This is a genomic window from Hypericibacter sp., from assembly GCF_050729195.1.
In the GTDB taxonomy this organism is placed as follows: Bacteria; Pseudomonadota; Alphaproteobacteria; order Dongiales; family Dongiaceae; genus Hypericibacter.
In genome coordinates, this window is sequence record NZ_JBOHKS010000274.1 from 1 (window position 1) to 15,029 (window position 15,029).

13 protein-coding genes are annotated in these 15,029 nt (G+C 66.0%); 4 read left to right on the forward strand and 9 right to left on the reverse strand.

The genetic code is table 11. The features are described from left to right. Together ACREE8_RS22175 and ACREE8_RS22180 are read right to left on the reverse strand one after the other, a co-directional pair. Positions 1-449 (reverse strand): hypothetical protein (locus ACREE8_RS22175; RefSeq protein ID WP_431575195.1); only part of this gene is annotated, 449 nt, incomplete at its 3' end. 434 nt (positions 450-883) lie between these two features. Further along, positions 884-2,485 carry a YifB family Mg chelatase-like AAA ATPase gene (locus tag ACREE8_RS22180; RefSeq protein ID WP_431575196.1) on the reverse strand — a complete coding sequence of 534 codons (1,602 nt, stop codon included), beginning with the start codon at positions 2,483-2,485 and terminating at the stop codon, positions 884-886. Between the two features lie 205 nt (positions 2,486-2,690). Here ACREE8_RS22180 and ACREE8_RS22185 point away from each other — a divergent pair, with 205 nt between their 5' ends. Next, a complete protein-coding gene (locus tag ACREE8_RS22185) occupies positions 2,691-4,388 on the forward strand; it encodes a tetratricopeptide repeat protein (protein ID WP_431575197.1) in 1,698 nt (565 codons plus the stop codon). Positions 4,389-4,406: 18 nt separating this feature from the next. Then, positions 4,407-5,135 (forward strand): hypothetical protein, encoded by a 729-nt coding sequence (locus tag ACREE8_RS22190; RefSeq protein WP_431575198.1) that lies wholly within the window; start codon positions 4,407-4,409, stop codon positions 5,133-5,135. A 4-nt stretch (positions 5,136-5,139) separates the two neighbouring features. Here ACREE8_RS22190 and ACREE8_RS22195 read toward each other — a convergent pair whose 3' ends face one another. Together ACREE8_RS22195 and ACREE8_RS22200 are read right to left on the reverse strand one after the other, a co-directional pair. Then, positions 5,140-6,180, reverse strand: coding sequence for a histone deacetylase family protein (locus tag ACREE8_RS22195; RefSeq protein WP_431575199.1), 1,041 nt, complete (start codon positions 6,178-6,180; stop codon positions 5,140-5,142). A gap of 132 nt (positions 6,181-6,312) precedes the next feature. Beyond that, positions 6,313-7,344, reverse strand: a complete 1,032-nt coding sequence (locus ACREE8_RS22200) for a histone deacetylase family protein (protein ID WP_431575200.1) — start codon at positions 7,342-7,344, stop codon at positions 6,313-6,315. Positions 7,345-7,532: 188 nt separating this feature from the next. Between ACREE8_RS22200 and ACREE8_RS22205 the strand changes: the two genes are divergently transcribed. After that, a complete protein-coding gene (locus ACREE8_RS22205; RefSeq protein WP_431575201.1) occupies positions 7,533-8,684 on the forward strand; it encodes a glycosyltransferase family 4 protein in 1,152 nt (383 codons plus the stop codon). Positions 8,685-8,739: 55 nt separating this feature from the next. Here ACREE8_RS22205 and ACREE8_RS22210 read toward each other — a convergent pair whose 3' ends face one another. The 4 genes from ACREE8_RS22210 to ACREE8_RS22225 are packed head-to-tail and all read right to left on the reverse strand — an operon-like array spanning position 8,740 to position 12,894. After that, positions 8,740-9,945, reverse strand: coding sequence for an extracellular solute-binding protein (locus ACREE8_RS22210; RefSeq protein ID WP_431575202.1), 1,206 nt, complete (start codon positions 9,943-9,945; stop codon positions 8,740-8,742). A gap of 42 nt (positions 9,946-9,987) precedes the next feature. Beyond that, positions 9,988-10,839: an ABC transporter permease gene (locus ACREE8_RS22215; protein WP_431575203.1), complete on the reverse strand. Its 852-nt coding sequence runs from the start codon at positions 10,837-10,839 to the stop codon at positions 9,988-9,990. Then, positions 10,832-11,791 (reverse strand): ABC transporter permease, encoded by a 960-nt coding sequence (locus ACREE8_RS22220; RefSeq protein WP_431575204.1) that lies wholly within the window; start codon positions 11,789-11,791, stop codon positions 10,832-10,834. Before ACREE8_RS22220 ends, ACREE8_RS22215 begins: the two co-directional genes overlap by 8 nt. A 14-nt stretch (positions 11,792-11,805) precedes the next feature. Further along, the gene (locus ACREE8_RS22225) at positions 11,806-12,894 is read right to left on the reverse strand and encodes an ABC transporter ATP-binding protein (RefSeq protein ID WP_431575205.1); all 1,089 of its coding nucleotides are present in this window, start codon (positions 12,892-12,894) and stop codon (positions 11,806-11,808) included. Positions 12,895-13,119: 225 nt separating this feature from the next. On the opposite strand from ACREE8_RS22225, the gene ACREE8_RS22230 reads away from it, so the two are divergent. Next, a complete protein-coding gene (locus tag ACREE8_RS22230; protein ID WP_431575206.1) occupies positions 13,120-14,031 on the forward strand; it encodes a DMT family transporter in 912 nt (303 codons plus the stop codon). 29 nt (positions 14,032-14,060) lie between these two features. On the opposite strand, the gene gshB is transcribed toward ACREE8_RS22230, so the two are convergent. Then, positions 14,061-15,026, reverse strand: a complete 966-nt coding sequence (gene gshB, locus ACREE8_RS22235; RefSeq protein WP_431575207.1) for a glutathione synthase — start codon at positions 15,024-15,026, stop codon at positions 14,061-14,063. Positions 15,027-15,029 lie beyond the last annotated feature (3 nt).

Consider the following 15,029-nt stretch of genomic DNA (forward strand, 5'->3'; position numbering starts at 1 on the left):
TCTATACGCTCTGTGATGCCGAAAAGAGTTGCGTTGGCACGCAGAACGAGAGCCGCAAGAGGATCATTTTCGATCGCCACGATCGTCGCGTTGGGAAAAGCGCGGGCCGCAGCAATTGAATACCGCCCCGAGCCGGCGCCGGCGTCGACAATGCGCTTTGGGTCGATCTTCTGGTGAAGCGCCCACTCTGTCATCGCGTTGACCACGACACTGGGCGTATAAGTAGCGCCATTTTTCCGACGCAACTCTGACGAACGTAGGGTGGCAAATGCATCACCCAGACGGTCTATGCCTCTGGCTAGATTTGCAGAAAGCTCCCGTCTCTCGGAAGCAGTCACTGTTGGCAGGCGGTCACCGATAATAGCTCGCTCTGCATCCGTAATATGATCGCCGCTGAGAGCCGCCGCAAAAGCGGCCAGCTGTACTTCCGTGGCGAATCGTCCGGTCATAGCTGACGCTTCCTGAGATACAAAGCCCAGAGTTCGTCGAAGAGCCGTGACACTGTCATATGCTTGCGTGCCGCTTCGGTTTTGACCTCGGCGGCGCGTTCCAGCGACATCCTTATGCCGAGAATCTTGGTGCGCTCGACCCTCCTCGTCTGTCTTCCAGTGCTCTTCGAAGTCATTTCTCTTGGCTTCCTCAGTCTGTCGACGAGTCGACACTTTGCCGACGTGATCGAGATCTAGCAAGCCCTGGGGATCGCGTAGAATTTTCAATAGTTTATGTACCTGCATGCTGCGCAGTGCTGGTCGACTCGGCATCGGGCCTCCTACTTGCAAGGGTCAAAGGGGAATGGTTAGAAGATCTAGGGTTCCCCGGCCGTTAGTTCATCTCTTGCAGGATGCATTGGGCACCCTGCATGGGATCGGCATTGCGCAGCGACTTATAACCCAGCCTGCATCTGCCGGTATGACAGCGCCTCGGCGATATGGACGCGGCGGATCTGCGGCTCGGCCTCGAGATCGGCGAGGCTGCGGGCGAGTTTCAGGATTCGATGATAGCCCCGCGCGGAGAGGCGGAAACGCTCGACCGCGTTGGTCAGCAGGCGGCGGCCTTCGCTGTCCGGTGCTGCGAGTTCTTCGAGCCAGCGTCCGTCGAGCTCGGCGTTGCAGCGCGGGGCCGGCCGTGGCGGCGACGTTGTGCCGCTCAGAAGCCGCTGCACGCGCTCATGATGGAACGCCCGCGCGGCCGCGACGCGGGCCGCGACGTCGGCGCTGCGCTCGGCCGAGGGCGGCAGGGTCAGGTCGCTGGCGCTGACGGCCGGCACCTCGATCGCGAGATCGAGACGATCGAGGAGAGGCCCCGACAGCTTCGCCTGATAATCCTGGCCGCAGCGCGGTTGGCGGCCGCAGGCGCGCGTCATGTCGCCCAGATGGCCGCAGCGGCAGGGGTTCATCGCGGCGATGAGCTGAAACCGCGCGGGATAGGTCACATGGGCCGCGGCCCGCGCCACTGTGACGCGGCCACTCTCGAGCGGCTGGCGCAGCGATTCGAGCGCGCTGCGCGGAAACTCCGGCAGCTCGTCGAGAAAGAGCACGCCCAGATGGGCGAGCGACACCTCGCCGGGCTTGGCGCGCGGGCCGCCGCCGGTGAGGGCGGCCAGGGTCGCCGAGTGATGCGGGTCGCGGAACGGCCGGCGGCGCAGCAAACGGCCGCCGGCGAGACTGCCCGCGACCGAATGGATCATGCTGACCTCGAGCGCCTCGGCCGGCTCGAGCGGCGGCAGGATGCCGGGCAGGCGCTGCGCCAGCATCGATTTGCCGGACCCAGGCGGCCCGATCATCAAAAGATTATGACTCCCGACCGCCGCGATCTCGAGCGCGCGCTTGGCGCTTTCCTGCCCCTTGATGTCGGCAAGATCGAGGGCAGCACCCTCCTGCAGCGCGATCTTGGGCTCGGGCGGGCGCAACACCTGGCTGCCGCGAAAATGATTGATGAGGGCGAGCAGGCTGGGCGCCGCCACCACCTCGATCTCGCCGGCCCAGGCCGCCTCGCCGCCCTGCTCGGCGGGGCAGATGAGGCCCAGCCCCATCTGCGCGGCGCTGATGGCGGCGGGCAGCACGCCGGCCACGGCGGCGATCCGCCCGTCGAGCCCCAGCTCGCCCAGGGCCGCATAGCGGTTGAGCTCGGCGCCGGGCAGCACGCCCATCGTCGCCAGCAGCGCCAGCGCGATCGGCAGATCGAAATGGCTGCCTTCCTTGCTGAGATCGGCCGGCGCCAGATTGACGATGATGCGCTTGGGCGGGAGCGCCAGCCCCAGCGAGGCCAGGGCCGCGCGCACCCGCTCGCGGCTTTCGCCCACCGCCTTGTCGGGCAGTCCCACCACCGCGAAGACGGGCAGGCCGCCGGCGGTCTGGACCTGCACATCGACGCCCAGCACCTCGATGCCATGGAACGCCACGCTGGCGATCCGCCCGCCGGGCTTGGGCGTGCCGCCCCACCCCGCCGGACGCGCGCGGCCGTTCTCCGGGGTCGCCGCCGTCATCGCGCCATCCACCGCCGCTCCTTCCGATGCCGGTGCTTCGAATGCCGCCGCTTCCGATGCCTGGGCATCTACAACCTATATTAGTATTTATATGTTCAATACTCGTTCATAGATTGTTCCCTGTCAAGCCGCCATTGCCAAGCCCGCCGGGTTGGGGAAGATGGGCTGACCGTCCGATCGATGTCCCGAAGCGGCCCCCTTATTCATGACCACGTTTTTCAAGCAAGCCCTTCGGGCGCACCAGGCTGGCCAGGCCGCTTCCGCCGAGGCGCTCTATCGGCAGGCGATCGCCGCCGGCATCGAGGTCCGCTCGGCGCGCCACAACCTCGCTCTGCTGCTGCTGGAACGGCGCGCCTTCGCCGAAGCCAAGGCGCTGCTGGTCGAGCTCATCGCCAGCCCCGAGGCCGACGCCGCGACCCATTTCATGCTGGCGCGCATCTTCCTGGCCGAAGGCGACGCGGCCGCGGCCCTGGCGCCGCTCGAGCTGGCGCATTCGCTCGAACCCGGCTCGGTGCCGGTGCGTCTCGAGCTGGCGCGGCTGCTCGCCGCCAAGACCGAATTCCGCCGGGCGCGCGCCTTGCTCGAAGAGGTGAGCATGACGGCGCCACCGCCCGAGCGGCTGGCGGCCTTGCGCGCACGGGCCGAGATCGAGATCGCCTGGGCCGATCTCGATCCGGTGGAAGAGGCGGAGCATCTGGCGCAAGCCGAGCAATCGCTGCGGGCGGCGGTTGCCATGGCGCCGCAGCATCCGGCCCTGCTCAACAATCTGGCGATGCTCCTGCGCCGGCAGGGCGCGTTGGCCGAAGCCGAGACCCATGCGCGCCGGCTGCTCGCGTTAGCACCACAGGTGCCCGAATCCTCCCTGACGCTGGCGGCGGTGCTCGCGGGCCGCGATCCTCAGCGCGAGGCCGCGGCGGTGACATTGCTCGAACGCGCGGCGGTCGCGGCGCCCCATCATCCCTCCCTCACCTGGAATCTGGCGCATTCGCTGATGCGATTGCAGCGCTGGCCCGAAGGCTGGCAGCGCTATGCGCGCCGCTTCGAACGTCCGCAACGGGTGCCGCCACCGCCGGGACCGCTCTGGGACGGCAAGCCCACCGACAAGCCGCTCCTGATCTGGGGCGAGCAGGGCTATGGCAATGTGATCCAGTTCGCCCGCTTCCTGCCGCGCCTCGCGACGCTGACGCCGCATCTCATCCTGGCCTGCCAGGCGCCGCTGCTGCGCCTGTTCGCGGGGCTGCCGGGCTTGGGCGAGGTGGCAGATTTCGCCGCGACCCTGCCGCCCTATGGCGCGCATTACCCGCTGCTGGATCTGGGCCTGGCGCTGGGGATCCAGGCGAAGGACCTGCCGGGCGCGATCCCTTATCTCAAGGCGCCCGACGCGGATGCGCCCTGGAACGAGCTGCGGTCGGCGCCGGTCCCGCGCATCGGCATCGTCTGGGTCGGCAACCGCCATCCCGATCCGCATCGCAGCACGACGCTCGATCGTTTCGTGCGGCTCGCGCAACGCTTCGATCTTTCCTTCTTCAGCCTGCAGATCGGGCCGGCCGCCGCCGACATCGCCCGCGAAGGGCAGGGCCGGATCGTCGATCTGGCGCCGCTGGTGCGCGATTTCGCCGACACGGCGGCCGCGATCGCACAGTTCGATCTCGTCATCACCATCGACACGGCGGTCGCGCATCTCGCGGGCGCCATGGGGGCCGAAGGCTGGGTGCTGCTGCCCCATCGCGCCGGCTGGATGTGGCATTTCGATCCGGAGCGGTCGAGCTGGTATCCGAACCTGCGGTTGTTCCGCCAGACCTCGGTCGGCGACTGGGACGGCGTCTTCGCCCGGCTCGAGCTCGCGCTGGCCGACTGGCTGGTGCAGGGCCGCGGCGCCGAGCCCATCGGTCGGCCCGATTGAATGGCAACCGAAAGCGACATGGCGACGGTTCAAGCCGCGCGCAACAATGCGGACTGGTGCGATGCGGTCGCGCGCAGCCATGGCGCCGGTGGAAAATTCCTGCCTGAGCTCTGGTTCAGCGCCGGCAAGCTGCCGCTGTTCTATCCCAACCTGATCACGCTCACGGCCGACGGCCAGGCGACGCAGCGCGATCGCGTCACGGCGCTGCTCGAGAACGGGCCGCCTTTGCCCTGGGCGGTCAAGGACAGCTTCGCGGCGCTCGATCTGACGGCGCAGGGTTTCGACTGCCTGTTCGAGGCGAGCTGGATCCAGCTGTCGCCTGATGAGGTTTCCCCGCCGGCGGAGGATCTTTCGATCCGCTGGCACCGGATCGAGCGTCCCGAAGACCTCGTGGCCTGGGAAACGGCCTGGCGGCGCGATCTCTCGGCGGGATCGGCCGCCATCTTCCAGCCCGCCTTGCTGCAGGATCCGTCGATCGCGATCCTCGCCGGCCGTCTCGGCGACGAGATCGTGGCCGGCTGCGTGCTCTGCCTGTCGGCCGAGGCGATCGGGCTGTCGAATCTGTTCGGGCCCGAAGCCGCGCGCGCCTCGGTCTGGAATACCTGCCGCCGCGAGGCGCAGGCGCGGGCACCCGGCCTGCCGATCGTGGGCTATGAGCGCGACGAGGATCTGGCGCTGGCACGCGAGGCAGGTTTCCGCGCGGTGGGCCCGTTGCGCGTCTGGCTCTGGACCGGCAGCGACGGGTGAGGCCTCAGCCGGCCTTCGCCTCGAAACCCTGCAGCAGATTGACCGTGTTGAGGCCCAGCTCCTCGATCGCGTAGCCGCCTTCCATCACGAACAAAGTCGGGCGCTTCAGGCGCGCGATGGCTTCGCCGATGCGGATGTAATCGTCGCTGCGCAGCTTCAGATGCGAGATCGGATCCTTCTCGAAGGTGTCGACGCCGAGCGAGATCACCAGCGCGTCGGGACCGAAGCCTTCGATCCGCTGCAGCGCGTGATCGAGCGCCGCGCCATAGGCGTTCCAGGTGGTGCCGTGGCGCAGCGGATAATTCGCGTTGAAGCCCTCGCCCGGCCCTTCGCCGATCTCGTCCGCATAGCCGCTGAAATAAGGATAGGTCGTCTCGGGCGAAGCGTGGAGCGAGGCGAACATCACGTCCGGGCGGCGATAGAAGATCGCCTGCGTGCCGTTGCCATGATGGTAATCGACATCGAGCACCGCGACGCGCGCGGTGCCCGCCTGGCGGAAAGCCTCGGCCGCGACCGCGGCATTGTTGATGAAGCAATAGCCGCCGTAATTGTCCGGCGTCGCGTGGTGGCCGGGTGGGCGGCAGAGGGCGAAAGCCGTGCGCTCGCCGCCGGCCACGAGCTTCTGCGCGCTCAAGGCCACGTCGACCGCCGAGCGCGCCGCGGCCCAGGAGGTGGGCGTGATCGCGGTCGAGGCGTCGAGCGCGAAGAAGGCGAACTTGCCCGTGATACCCTCGGGTTCGATCTGCCGCATGCCGCCGACCGGCCAGCTCAGGGGCAAAGCCGGCGGCGCCTCCGGACCGAATTGCGCCTGCCATTGCGTCCAGGCGGTCTCGAGGAAACCCAGCAGCGGCGCGTTATGCACCCGGCGGATCAGATCGGCGCCGAAACGCTCGGGCGGGCGCACCGGCCCCAGCCGCGTCTCGGCGATGCGGGCGAGGATGCTGTCGACCCGGCGCGGATTCTCGTAAGGCGGCACGAACTCGCCGAACGAGAACTCACCCTTGGGCGCATGCAGCCGGTGATCCTCGCTGGCGATGGTGATCATGAGTGAAGCGATCCTTCTTACTTCTTACACCCGCGAACGGGGTTGGCGGGGCGGCCGTTCGCGGGTGGAACACAAACCCAGTGGCAGTCCGCAAGCGGAACACAAGCCAGCGGCCGTCTGCGAGCGGAAAATCTAACTCTTTGCCTCGAAGCCCTGCAGCACATTGACGGCGTTCACACCGAGCTCCTCGACGGCATAGCCGCCTTCCATCACGAAGAGCGTGGGCTTGCCGGCGGCGGCGATGACCTCGCCGGTGCGGATATAGTCCTCGTGCTTCAGCTTGAATTTCGAGATCGGGTCCTTCTCGAAGGTGTCGACGCCGAGCGAGACCACGATGGCGTCGGGCGCGAACTCGGTCAGCCGGCGCATGGCGGTGTCGAGCGCCGGACCGTATTCGGCCCAGCTGATGCCCCAGGGCAGCGGCAGGTTGAGATGGAAGCCCTCGCCCCTGCCCTCGCCGCGCTCGTCGGCATGGCCGAGGAAGAAGGGGAATTCCTGCTTCGGATCGGCATGGATCGAGATCGTCAGCACGTCGTCGCGCTTGTAGAAGATCTCCTGCGTGCCGTTGCCATGGTGATAATCGACATCGAGCACGGCCACCCGCGCGGCCCCGCCGTCGCGGAAGCCCTGGGCCGCGATCGCGGCATTGTTGAAGAAGCAATAGCCGCCATAATAGTCGGAGCCCGCATGATGGCCGGGCGGGCGGCAGAGCGCGAAGGTGCCGCGCTCGCCACCCTTCACCAGCTTCATTCCCGTCATCGCCACCTCGGTCGCGGCGATCGCGGCGCGCCAGGTCCCGGCGGTGATCGGCGTGCCGGCATCGAAGGAGTAATAGGAGAGCTTGCCGTCAATGGTCTCGGGCAGGATGCGGCGCATGCCCGGTGCGATCCAGTTGAGCGGCAGCGCATCGTAGCTCCCATGCTGCTGGACCCATTCGTCCCACGCGGTCTCGAGGAAGCGCACGAACTCGGGCTTATGGACGCGCAACACCGGATCGGTGCCGAAGCGTTCCGGCGCCACCACCTCGCCCAGCTTCTGGTCGCGCACGCGCGCGATCACGATCTCGGCCCGGCGCGGCATCTCGAAACAGGGCATCAGCTTGCCGTCGATCAGCTCGGCCTTGCCGTCCTGCAACCGGTGGTCTTCCGTGAAAATGGTCTTCATGCGGGTGGAATTCCTGGGGTCTGTCTCGAGGCTCGGCACCTTAATGCCCCCGGTTCGGCCCGGGCGCAATGGGAGAACATTCGGCAGCGCGGGACCGTTCCGCAAGCCCTGCTTTTGGCCCGATTGTCGGGCCGTCGCATGGGCGTAGAATGGCAAGGGTCGTTTGGTCCAGGGGTCGCGCGGAAGCGATGAAGCTCGCATTCTGGGACACGATGATGATCGACTATACGGCGGACTCACCCTGGCATCAGCCCCTGGGTGGGACCCAGTCGGCGGTCTGTTATCTGGCGATAGCCCTGACCCAACTGGGACACGACGTCGCCGTCATCAACTACACCTCGACGCCGGGTCGCTATCGCGGCGTGTATTTTCCCGAGCCCAGCGTCGGCCGCAGCACGAGTTTCGTGCATCAGCATGATGCGGTCATCGCGACCGGCCTTGTCGGCGCCGCGCTTCGCGGGGTCTTCCCCCGGGGGCCGGGATCGCCCTTGTTGATCTGCTGGCTGCAGCATGCGCCCAACCAGCCGTCGGTCGAATCCCTCCGTAGTCGCGAGGAATGCGAGGCCTGGGACGGATTCGCCTTCGTCAGTCTCTGGCAGGCCAAAGGCTACAAGGCCGCCTTCGCCATCGATCCGCGTCGCGTCCGGATCATGCGCAATGCCATCGCGCCCGTTTTCGCCGATCAACCCTGGACATGGCGGCCCATCCCCGAAGACGCGCCCACGCTCGTCTATACCAGCACGCCGTTTCGCGGGCTCGACCTGCTGCTCGAGGCTTTCCCGCAGATGCGGCGGGAGATCCCGGCGCTGCGCTTGCGGCTGTTCTCGTCGATGAAAGTCTATGGGCAGTCGGACGAGCGGTATCTGCCGCTCTATGAGAGCGCCCGATCGATGCCGGGCGTCGAATGGCTCGGCTCGGTCGATCAGCCCCGCCTGGCGCAGGAGATGACCGGCGCCGACATGCTGGCTTATCCCTCGACATTCGCCGAAACGGCCTGCATCGCCGTCATGGAGGCGATGGCGTCGGGCTGTCTGGTGGCCACGACCGATTTGGGGGCGCTGCCGGAAACATTGTCAGGCTTTGGCGAGATGATGCCGAAGGTGGATGACGCAAACCGCGCCGGTGCGGCGGAAGCCTATGCCGAGCTCGTTCTCGGCATGCTCGATCGCGCCATCGCGGATCCGACCCGCCATGCCGCGCGAATGTCGAAGCAGGTTCGCTTCGCCCGCGAGACCTACAGCTGGTCCCGGGTCGCGAAGCGATGGGCCGAGTGGATCGCCGCGTCCTCGCGGGGACCGGGAAAGCCGTCGGCCGGACAAGGAAAAGGCCGGGTGGCATGAGCCACCCGGCCTCATCACGTCGCACGCCGTTCCGGTCGAAGCCGGAGGAAGGCGCCTACTTCTTCAGTTCGGTCCAGATGGCGTTGTACATCTTCACCGTGTCGTCGTCGCAAGGCGGCAGGAACTCCGGCGCCGGCGCGCTCGCCGGCATGATGATCTCCGGCGCATCGGCCATTTCCTTCTTCATGAACTTTTCGCTGCCGACGATGCCGTTGGCATAGTTCGCGAAGTTCGAGACGAGGGCGGCGTTCTCCGGATCCATCACGAAGTTCTGGAACTTCTTGGCGTTCTCCAGGTCGGGCGCGCCCTTGAGCACGGAGACATTGTCCATCCAGCCGGTCAGGCCTTCCTTCGGATAGGCATAGACCATCGAAGGCATCTGGGTGCGGACGCGCAAGGAAGCGCCGTTCCACTGCTGCGACAGGTCGACGTCCTTCGAGGTCAGCTTCTCGATCGTCGCATAGTCGAAGGTGCGCCAGTACTTCTTCGAACCCATCAGCAGCTCGGTGAGCTTCTTCAGGTCTTCCGGATTCTTGTTGCAGCGGGGCAGGTTGAGATAGCGCAGGCCTGCGTTGATGACCTCGTTCATGTCATCGAGCATGTTGATGCGGCCCTGCAGCTCTGGCGGCGGGTCGAAGATCAGCTTGTAGGTGTTGACGTCGCCTTTATAGACATCGGTGTTGACCGTGAAGGCGGTCGTGCCCCACTGCCAGGGAACCGTGTAGTTGCGGCCCTTGTCCCAATAGACATCGACCCAGCGCGGATCGACGTTCTTGAAGTTCTCCATCGTATTGGGCTTGGTCTCCTCGAGGAGGCCTTCCTTGATCATGACCGCGACCATGTAGTCGGACGGCACGACGATGTCGTAACCGGTGGCGCCGCCCTTGATCTTGGCCAGCATCACCTCGTTCGAATCGTAATCGTCGAGGGTGACCTTCACCTTGTAGGTGTCCTCGAACTTCTTGATCAGGTCGGGGTTGGTGTAATTGCCCCAGTTGTAGATATGGAGCTCGCCGCCCTCGGGCGTCACCGCCGCTTCCTGGGTGGTGGTGGTCGCCGTGCTCGCGGTGCTCGTACTCGAATCCGTCGTCGTGGTGGTCGCGGTGGTCGACGCGGTCGAGGAGCTGGTGGCGGCGCTGCTGTCGGTGGTCGAGGTCGAGCTTGAAGCCTGCTCTTCCTTCTTCTCGTCGCAACCGGCGAGCGTCAGCGCCGCAAACGCGATCGCCACGCCAACCAGGCCGCCGAAAAGGCGATTCCTCATAGAAAGTTCCTTTCTCTCAAACGATCCGGTCGAAGGCCGGATTTACTTCTTCCGCCTCTGCGCGAGGAAGAAGAACAAGCTAACCAATAGCACGGAAACCGCCAGCATAATCGTCGAAACCGCGTTGGTTTCAGGCGTTACTCCGCGTCTTATCTGGCCGAAAATGTAGATCGGCAGCGTGGTCTGGCCGGGCCCCGCCACGAGGGTGGTGATGGTCACGTCGTCGATCGAGGTGATGAACGCCAGCATCGCGCCGGCGATGATGCCGGGCGTGAGCAGCGGCAAGGTCACCCGCCGGAAGGCGTGCCAGGGGCTGGCATAGAGATCGGCCGCCGCCTGTTCCAGCGTCCGGTCCATATCCTCGAGCCGGGCGCGGATCGGCAGATAGGCGAAGGGGATGCAGAAGACCATATGGGCCAGCATCAGATTGGCGAGGCCCAGATCGATCCCGAGGAGCGTGCGCCCCATGGCGAAGAAGGAGAGGGTCGCCACCGCCGTCACGATCTCCGGCACCATCAGGGGCAGGTTGATGATGACATAGACGCTGGCGAGGCCCCGATAGGGCGTGGTGCGCGTGGTGGCGAGGGCGGCCGCCGTGGCGGCGATGGTGGCGCCGATGGTGGCGACCACGGCGATCTTGAACGAGGTCAGCGCCGCATTCTTGATCTGGTCGTTGTTCACGACCTTGATGAACCAGTCGATGCTGAACCCGGTCCAGATCGTGACCGAGCGGTTGGCGTTGAAGGAATAGATCACCAGCACCAGGATCGGCGCGTAGAGCATGAAAAGGCAGAAATAGGCGATCGCACGGAAGCCCGGCTGATAGGTCATGTCGAGCATCCGCCGCTGGCGGCGGGTGGCGACGAAGGGAACGGGCGCGGTCACATCAGCCATGACGCACCTTCTGGCGGCCGGTGACGCTCGCATAGATCATCAGGAAGACCAGCACCACGGCCATCAGGATCAGCGCCATGGCCGAGCCGAAGGGCCAGTTGCGGCCCGTGCCGAACTGCTGCGCGATCAGATTGCCGATCATCAGGTCGCGCCCGCCGCCCAGGAGCGCCGGCGTGATATAGGCGCCGAGACCCGGGATGAAGACGAGGATGCAGCCCGCGATGATGCCGGGCTTGGCCAGCGGGATGATGATCCGCCGCAGCACCTGGCCGCGCGTGGCATAGAGATCGAACCCGGCCTCGACCAGCCGGAAGTCGATCTTCTCGAGGCTGGCATAGAGCGGCAGCACCATGAAAGGCAGGAAGGCATAGAGCAGGCCCAGCGCCACGGCGAAGGGCGTGTAGAGCATCACGATCGGCTGCTGGATGATCCCGGTCCACATCAGGAAGCCGTTGATCAGCCCCTGGTCGCGGATGATCAGCATCATCGCGAAGCTGCGCACCAGGAGGTTGGTCCAGAAGGGCAGCGTCACCAGGAAGAGCCAGAGATTGCGCGTCTTGGGCGGGCGCGTCGCCATGAAATAGGCGGCCGGGAATCCGACCAGCAGGCAGATGAGCGTGGCGACGCCGGCGACGATGAAGGAGCGCGCGAAGATCTGCAGATAGGAAGGCGAGAAATGCAGGATCGTGGGATCGAACAGATCGTGGCTGAAGAGGAAGGTCACATAGGCATCGACCGAGAACTTCCATTCGACGCCGCCATAGGCGCCGGCCTCGAGGAAGGAATAGAACAGCACGATGAAGAGCGGCAGGATGCCGAAGATGACGATGATCAGGATCGCCGGCGACAGCAGCCCGGCGCGCTTGAGCGTCTCGCGCCGCTTCACCTCGGCGCGGGTCTGGGCCAGCTTGTCGCTGCTTGTCGGGGTCGCGGTCGCGTCGATACTCGCCATGAGCGCCTTGCGCCTCAATCGCGCAGGAGCTGGGCGGCGTCGGTCGCGAAGCGGATGCCGACCTCCTCGCCCTTGCTGAAGCCCATGCGCGCCCCTTCGCGATTCTGCACCCGGACATGGAACGGCTTGCCGTCGGCGAGCGTCACGAAGTAGCTCGTGTCGGTGCCGAAATAGACGATGTTCTCGATCTTGCCGACGAGCTGGCGGTCGGCGTCCTTGGTCAGCGAGGTGCGCTCGGGCCGGATCGCGACCGTGCCCTTGTCGCCGAGGGTGACGCCCTGCGGCAGCAGGACGGCGATCTCGCGACCGCCCGGCATCTTGAGCGCCACCTGGCCGTTGGCGCGCGCGCCCAGCGCCACCTCGATCAGATTGGTCTCGCCGATGAAGTCGGCGACGAAGCGGCTGGTGGGATGCTCATAGATCTCGGTCGGCGTGCCGATCTGGAGGATCTTGCCCTGGCTCATGACCGCGATGCGGTCCGACATGGTCAGGGCTTCTTCCTGGTCATGGGTGACGAAGATGAAGGTGATGCCGGTGTCGAGCTGGATGCGCTTGAGCTCGATCTGCATCTCCTTGCGCAGCTTGAGGTCGAGGGCCGAGAGCGGCTCGTCCAGCAGCAGCAGCTTGGGACGGTTGGCGAGCGCGCGGGCAAGCGCCACGCGCTGCTGCTGGCCGCCCGAGAGCTGCGAGGGCTTGCGGCCGCCGAGCTTGCCGAGGCGCACCAGCGCCAGCATTTCCTCGACCCGGGCCGCCGTCTCGGCCCTGGAGATGCCGCGCATCTCGAGGCCGAAGGCGATGTTCTGCGCCACGGTCATATGCGGGAACAAGGCGTAGGACTGGAACACCGTGTTCACGGGGCGCTGATAGGGCGGCAGATGCACGACCGATTCGCCGGCCAGCAGGATGTCGCCGGCACTGGGGAGCTCGAAGCCGGCGATCAGGCGCAGCAAGGTGGTCTTGCCGCAGCCCGAGGGGCCCAGCAGCGTGAAGAACTCGTTCTCGCGGATGGCCACGGAAACGTTGTCGAGGGCGTGAACGGCCTCTTCCCCCGAACCGAAAATCTTGGTCGCGCCTTTGGCTTCGACCGCTACCTGTCGCGCCACGGCACCCCCTTTGGCCTGACCTGGGCGGAAAATTACTGATCGCGAAGCTAGGCAAAAACCCTGGCCGAGCCAAGGGGGAAACCAAACGAACGCCGCTAAAACAAAGGGATCGACATAATGGATTAAGCCCAAAAACAGACCGGTGCCAAATCAGCGGTCCCTTGTTCCTGCGGTCAGGTTAGAGTGCGGCCGTTCACCGTCGCCTTACCCGCCGGAAAGCCAACGATGTCCCTGCCCGCCACGGCCGCCGCCCGCCCTTCGGTCTTGAGCGGGATCGGGCTGATGGTGCTCTCGGTGCTGCTCTTCACCACCATGGACATGCTGGTGAAGCTGGCCTCGGAGCGCTTTCCGATCGGCCAGATCGTGTTCGTGCGCAACCTCTTCGCCTTCTTGCCCGTCATGCTGGTGATCTCCCGCTCCGGCGGGTTTGCCGCGATCCGCACCCGCAACCTCCTGGCTCATGCGCTGCGCGGGGGCATCGGCATCCTGTCGATGGTCTGCTTTTTTCTGAGCTATTCCCTGCTGCCGCTGGGCGAGGCGGTCTCGCTCGCCTCATCGGGCCCGCTCTTCATGACGGCCCTCTCGGTCCCGCTCCTGGGTGAGAGGGTCGGTCCGCGGCGCTGGAGCGCCGTGATCGTGGGGTTCGTGGGCGTGCTGATCATGATGCGCCCCGGCAGCGGCGTGTTTCAGCCCGCGGCCCTGGTCGCGATCACGGCGGCCCTCTGCTACGCGATCGCCATGACCCAGGTCCGCCGTCTCAGCCGCAGCGAGAGCAGCACCGCCATCGTGTTCTACTTCACGCTCTTCGCCACGATCGTCGGTGCCGCGACGCTCCCTTTCGACGCGGTCATGCCGACCTGGTCGGAGATGCCGCTCTTGGTGGCGATCGGCCTCATCGGCGGGGTCGCGCAATTCACCATGACCGCGGCCTTTCGCCGGACCGCGGTCGCGATCATCGCGCCCTTCGATTATCTGGGTTTGGTCTTCGCCATGACGCTGGGCTATCTGGTCTGGGGCGACCTGCCGGATGTCTGGCTGGTGACGGGGGCCGCGATCGTGGTCGCCAGCGGCATCTATATCGTCCATCGCGAGACGATGGTCGGGCGCCAGCGCCGCGCCGCCCTGGCCTCAGGCTGACGACGGGAGCCTCGGGCTGAGAACGCGTTTCAGGTCGGCCGGCGTTTGCCGCCTTCGGCATAGCGCTGCTCGATCGCGTCCCAGATCTTGGTTTCGATCTGCACGCCGTCGAAACGGTTGATCTCCTGGATGCCGGTCGGCGAGGTGACGTTGATCTCGGTCAGGTGATGGCCGATCACGTCGATGCCGACGAACACCAGCCCGCGCGATTTGAGCGCCGGCCCGATCGCCTCGCAGATCTCGCGCTCGCGGTTGGTCATCTTGGTCTTTATCGCCTTGCCGCCGACATGGAGGTTGGAGCGCGCCTCGCCCGCCGCCGGCACGCGCATGACGGCCCCCATCGGCTCGCCATCGACCAGGATGATGCGCTTGTCGCCTTCGCGCACCTCGGGAAGGTAGCGCTGCACGATCACCGGCTCGCGATAGAGCTGGGTGAAGAGTTCCAGCAGCGCGTTCAGATTCTCGTCGGCGGGCACCAGATGGAACACGCCCGCCCCGCCATTGCCGAACAGCGGCTTGATGATGATGTCGCCATGTTCCTTGCGGAACTCGATGACCTCGGCGCGGTCGGAGGTGATCAGGGTGGGGGGCATCAGGCCCGGGAAATGCGTGACGAAGAGCTTCTCGGGCGCATTGCGCACATGGACGGGATCGTTCACCACCAGGGTCGCCGGATGGATATGCTCCAGCAGATGCGTGGCGGTGATATAGGCCATGTCGAAGGGCGGATCCTGGCGCATCAGCACGATGTCGAGCGTCGCCAGATCCAGCGTCTGCTCGGCGCCCATCGTGAAGTGGTTGCCGCGTTCGCGCCGGAGCTGCATCGGCCGGGCGCGGGCATAGACGCGGCCGTCGCGCAGGAACAATTGGCGCGGCCCGTAATGGAACAGCGCATGGCCGCGGCGCTGCGCTTCGAGCCCGAGCACGAAGGTGCTGTCGGCGTCGATATTGATGGTCTCGACGGGATCCATCTGGATGGCGACGGCAAGGCTCATGAC

Coding starts and splice junctions, on each gene's coding strand:
- gshB (WP_431575207.1), bottom strand. CDS start 15,026: ATGAGCCTTGCCGTCGCCATCCAGATGGATCCCGTCGAGACCATCAAT.
- ACREE8_RS22205 (WP_431575201.1), top strand. CDS start 7,533: ATGAAGCTCGCATTCTGGGACACGATGATGATCGACTATACGGCGGAC.
- ACREE8_RS22200 (WP_431575200.1), bottom strand. CDS start 7,344: ATGAAGACCATTTTCACGGAAGACCACCGGTTGCAGGACGGCAAGGCC.
- ACREE8_RS22190 (WP_431575198.1), top strand. CDS start 4,407: ATGGCGACGGTTCAAGCCGCGCGCAACAATGCGGACTGGTGCGATGCG.
- ACREE8_RS22230 (WP_431575206.1), top strand. CDS start 13,120: ATGTCCCTGCCCGCCACGGCCGCCGCCCGCCCTTCGGTCTTGAGCGGG.
- ACREE8_RS22180 (WP_431575196.1), bottom strand. CDS start 2,485: ATGACGGCGGCGACCCCGGAGAACGGCCGCGCGCGTCCGGCGGGGTGG.
- ACREE8_RS22185 (WP_431575197.1), top strand. CDS start 2,691: ATGACCACGTTTTTCAAGCAAGCCCTTCGGGCGCACCAGGCTGGCCAG.
- ACREE8_RS22220 (WP_431575204.1), bottom strand. CDS start 11,791: ATGGCGAGTATCGACGCGACCGCGACCCCGACAAGCAGCGACAAGCTG.
- ACREE8_RS22210 (WP_431575202.1), bottom strand. CDS start 9,945: ATGAGGAATCGCCTTTTCGGCGGCCTGGTTGGCGTGGCGATCGCGTTT.
- ACREE8_RS22195 (WP_431575199.1), bottom strand. CDS start 6,180: ATGATCACCATCGCCAGCGAGGATCACCGGCTGCATGCGCCCAAGGGT.
- ACREE8_RS22215 (WP_431575203.1), bottom strand. CDS start 10,839: ATGGCTGATGTGACCGCGCCCGTTCCCTTCGTCGCCACCCGCCGCCAG.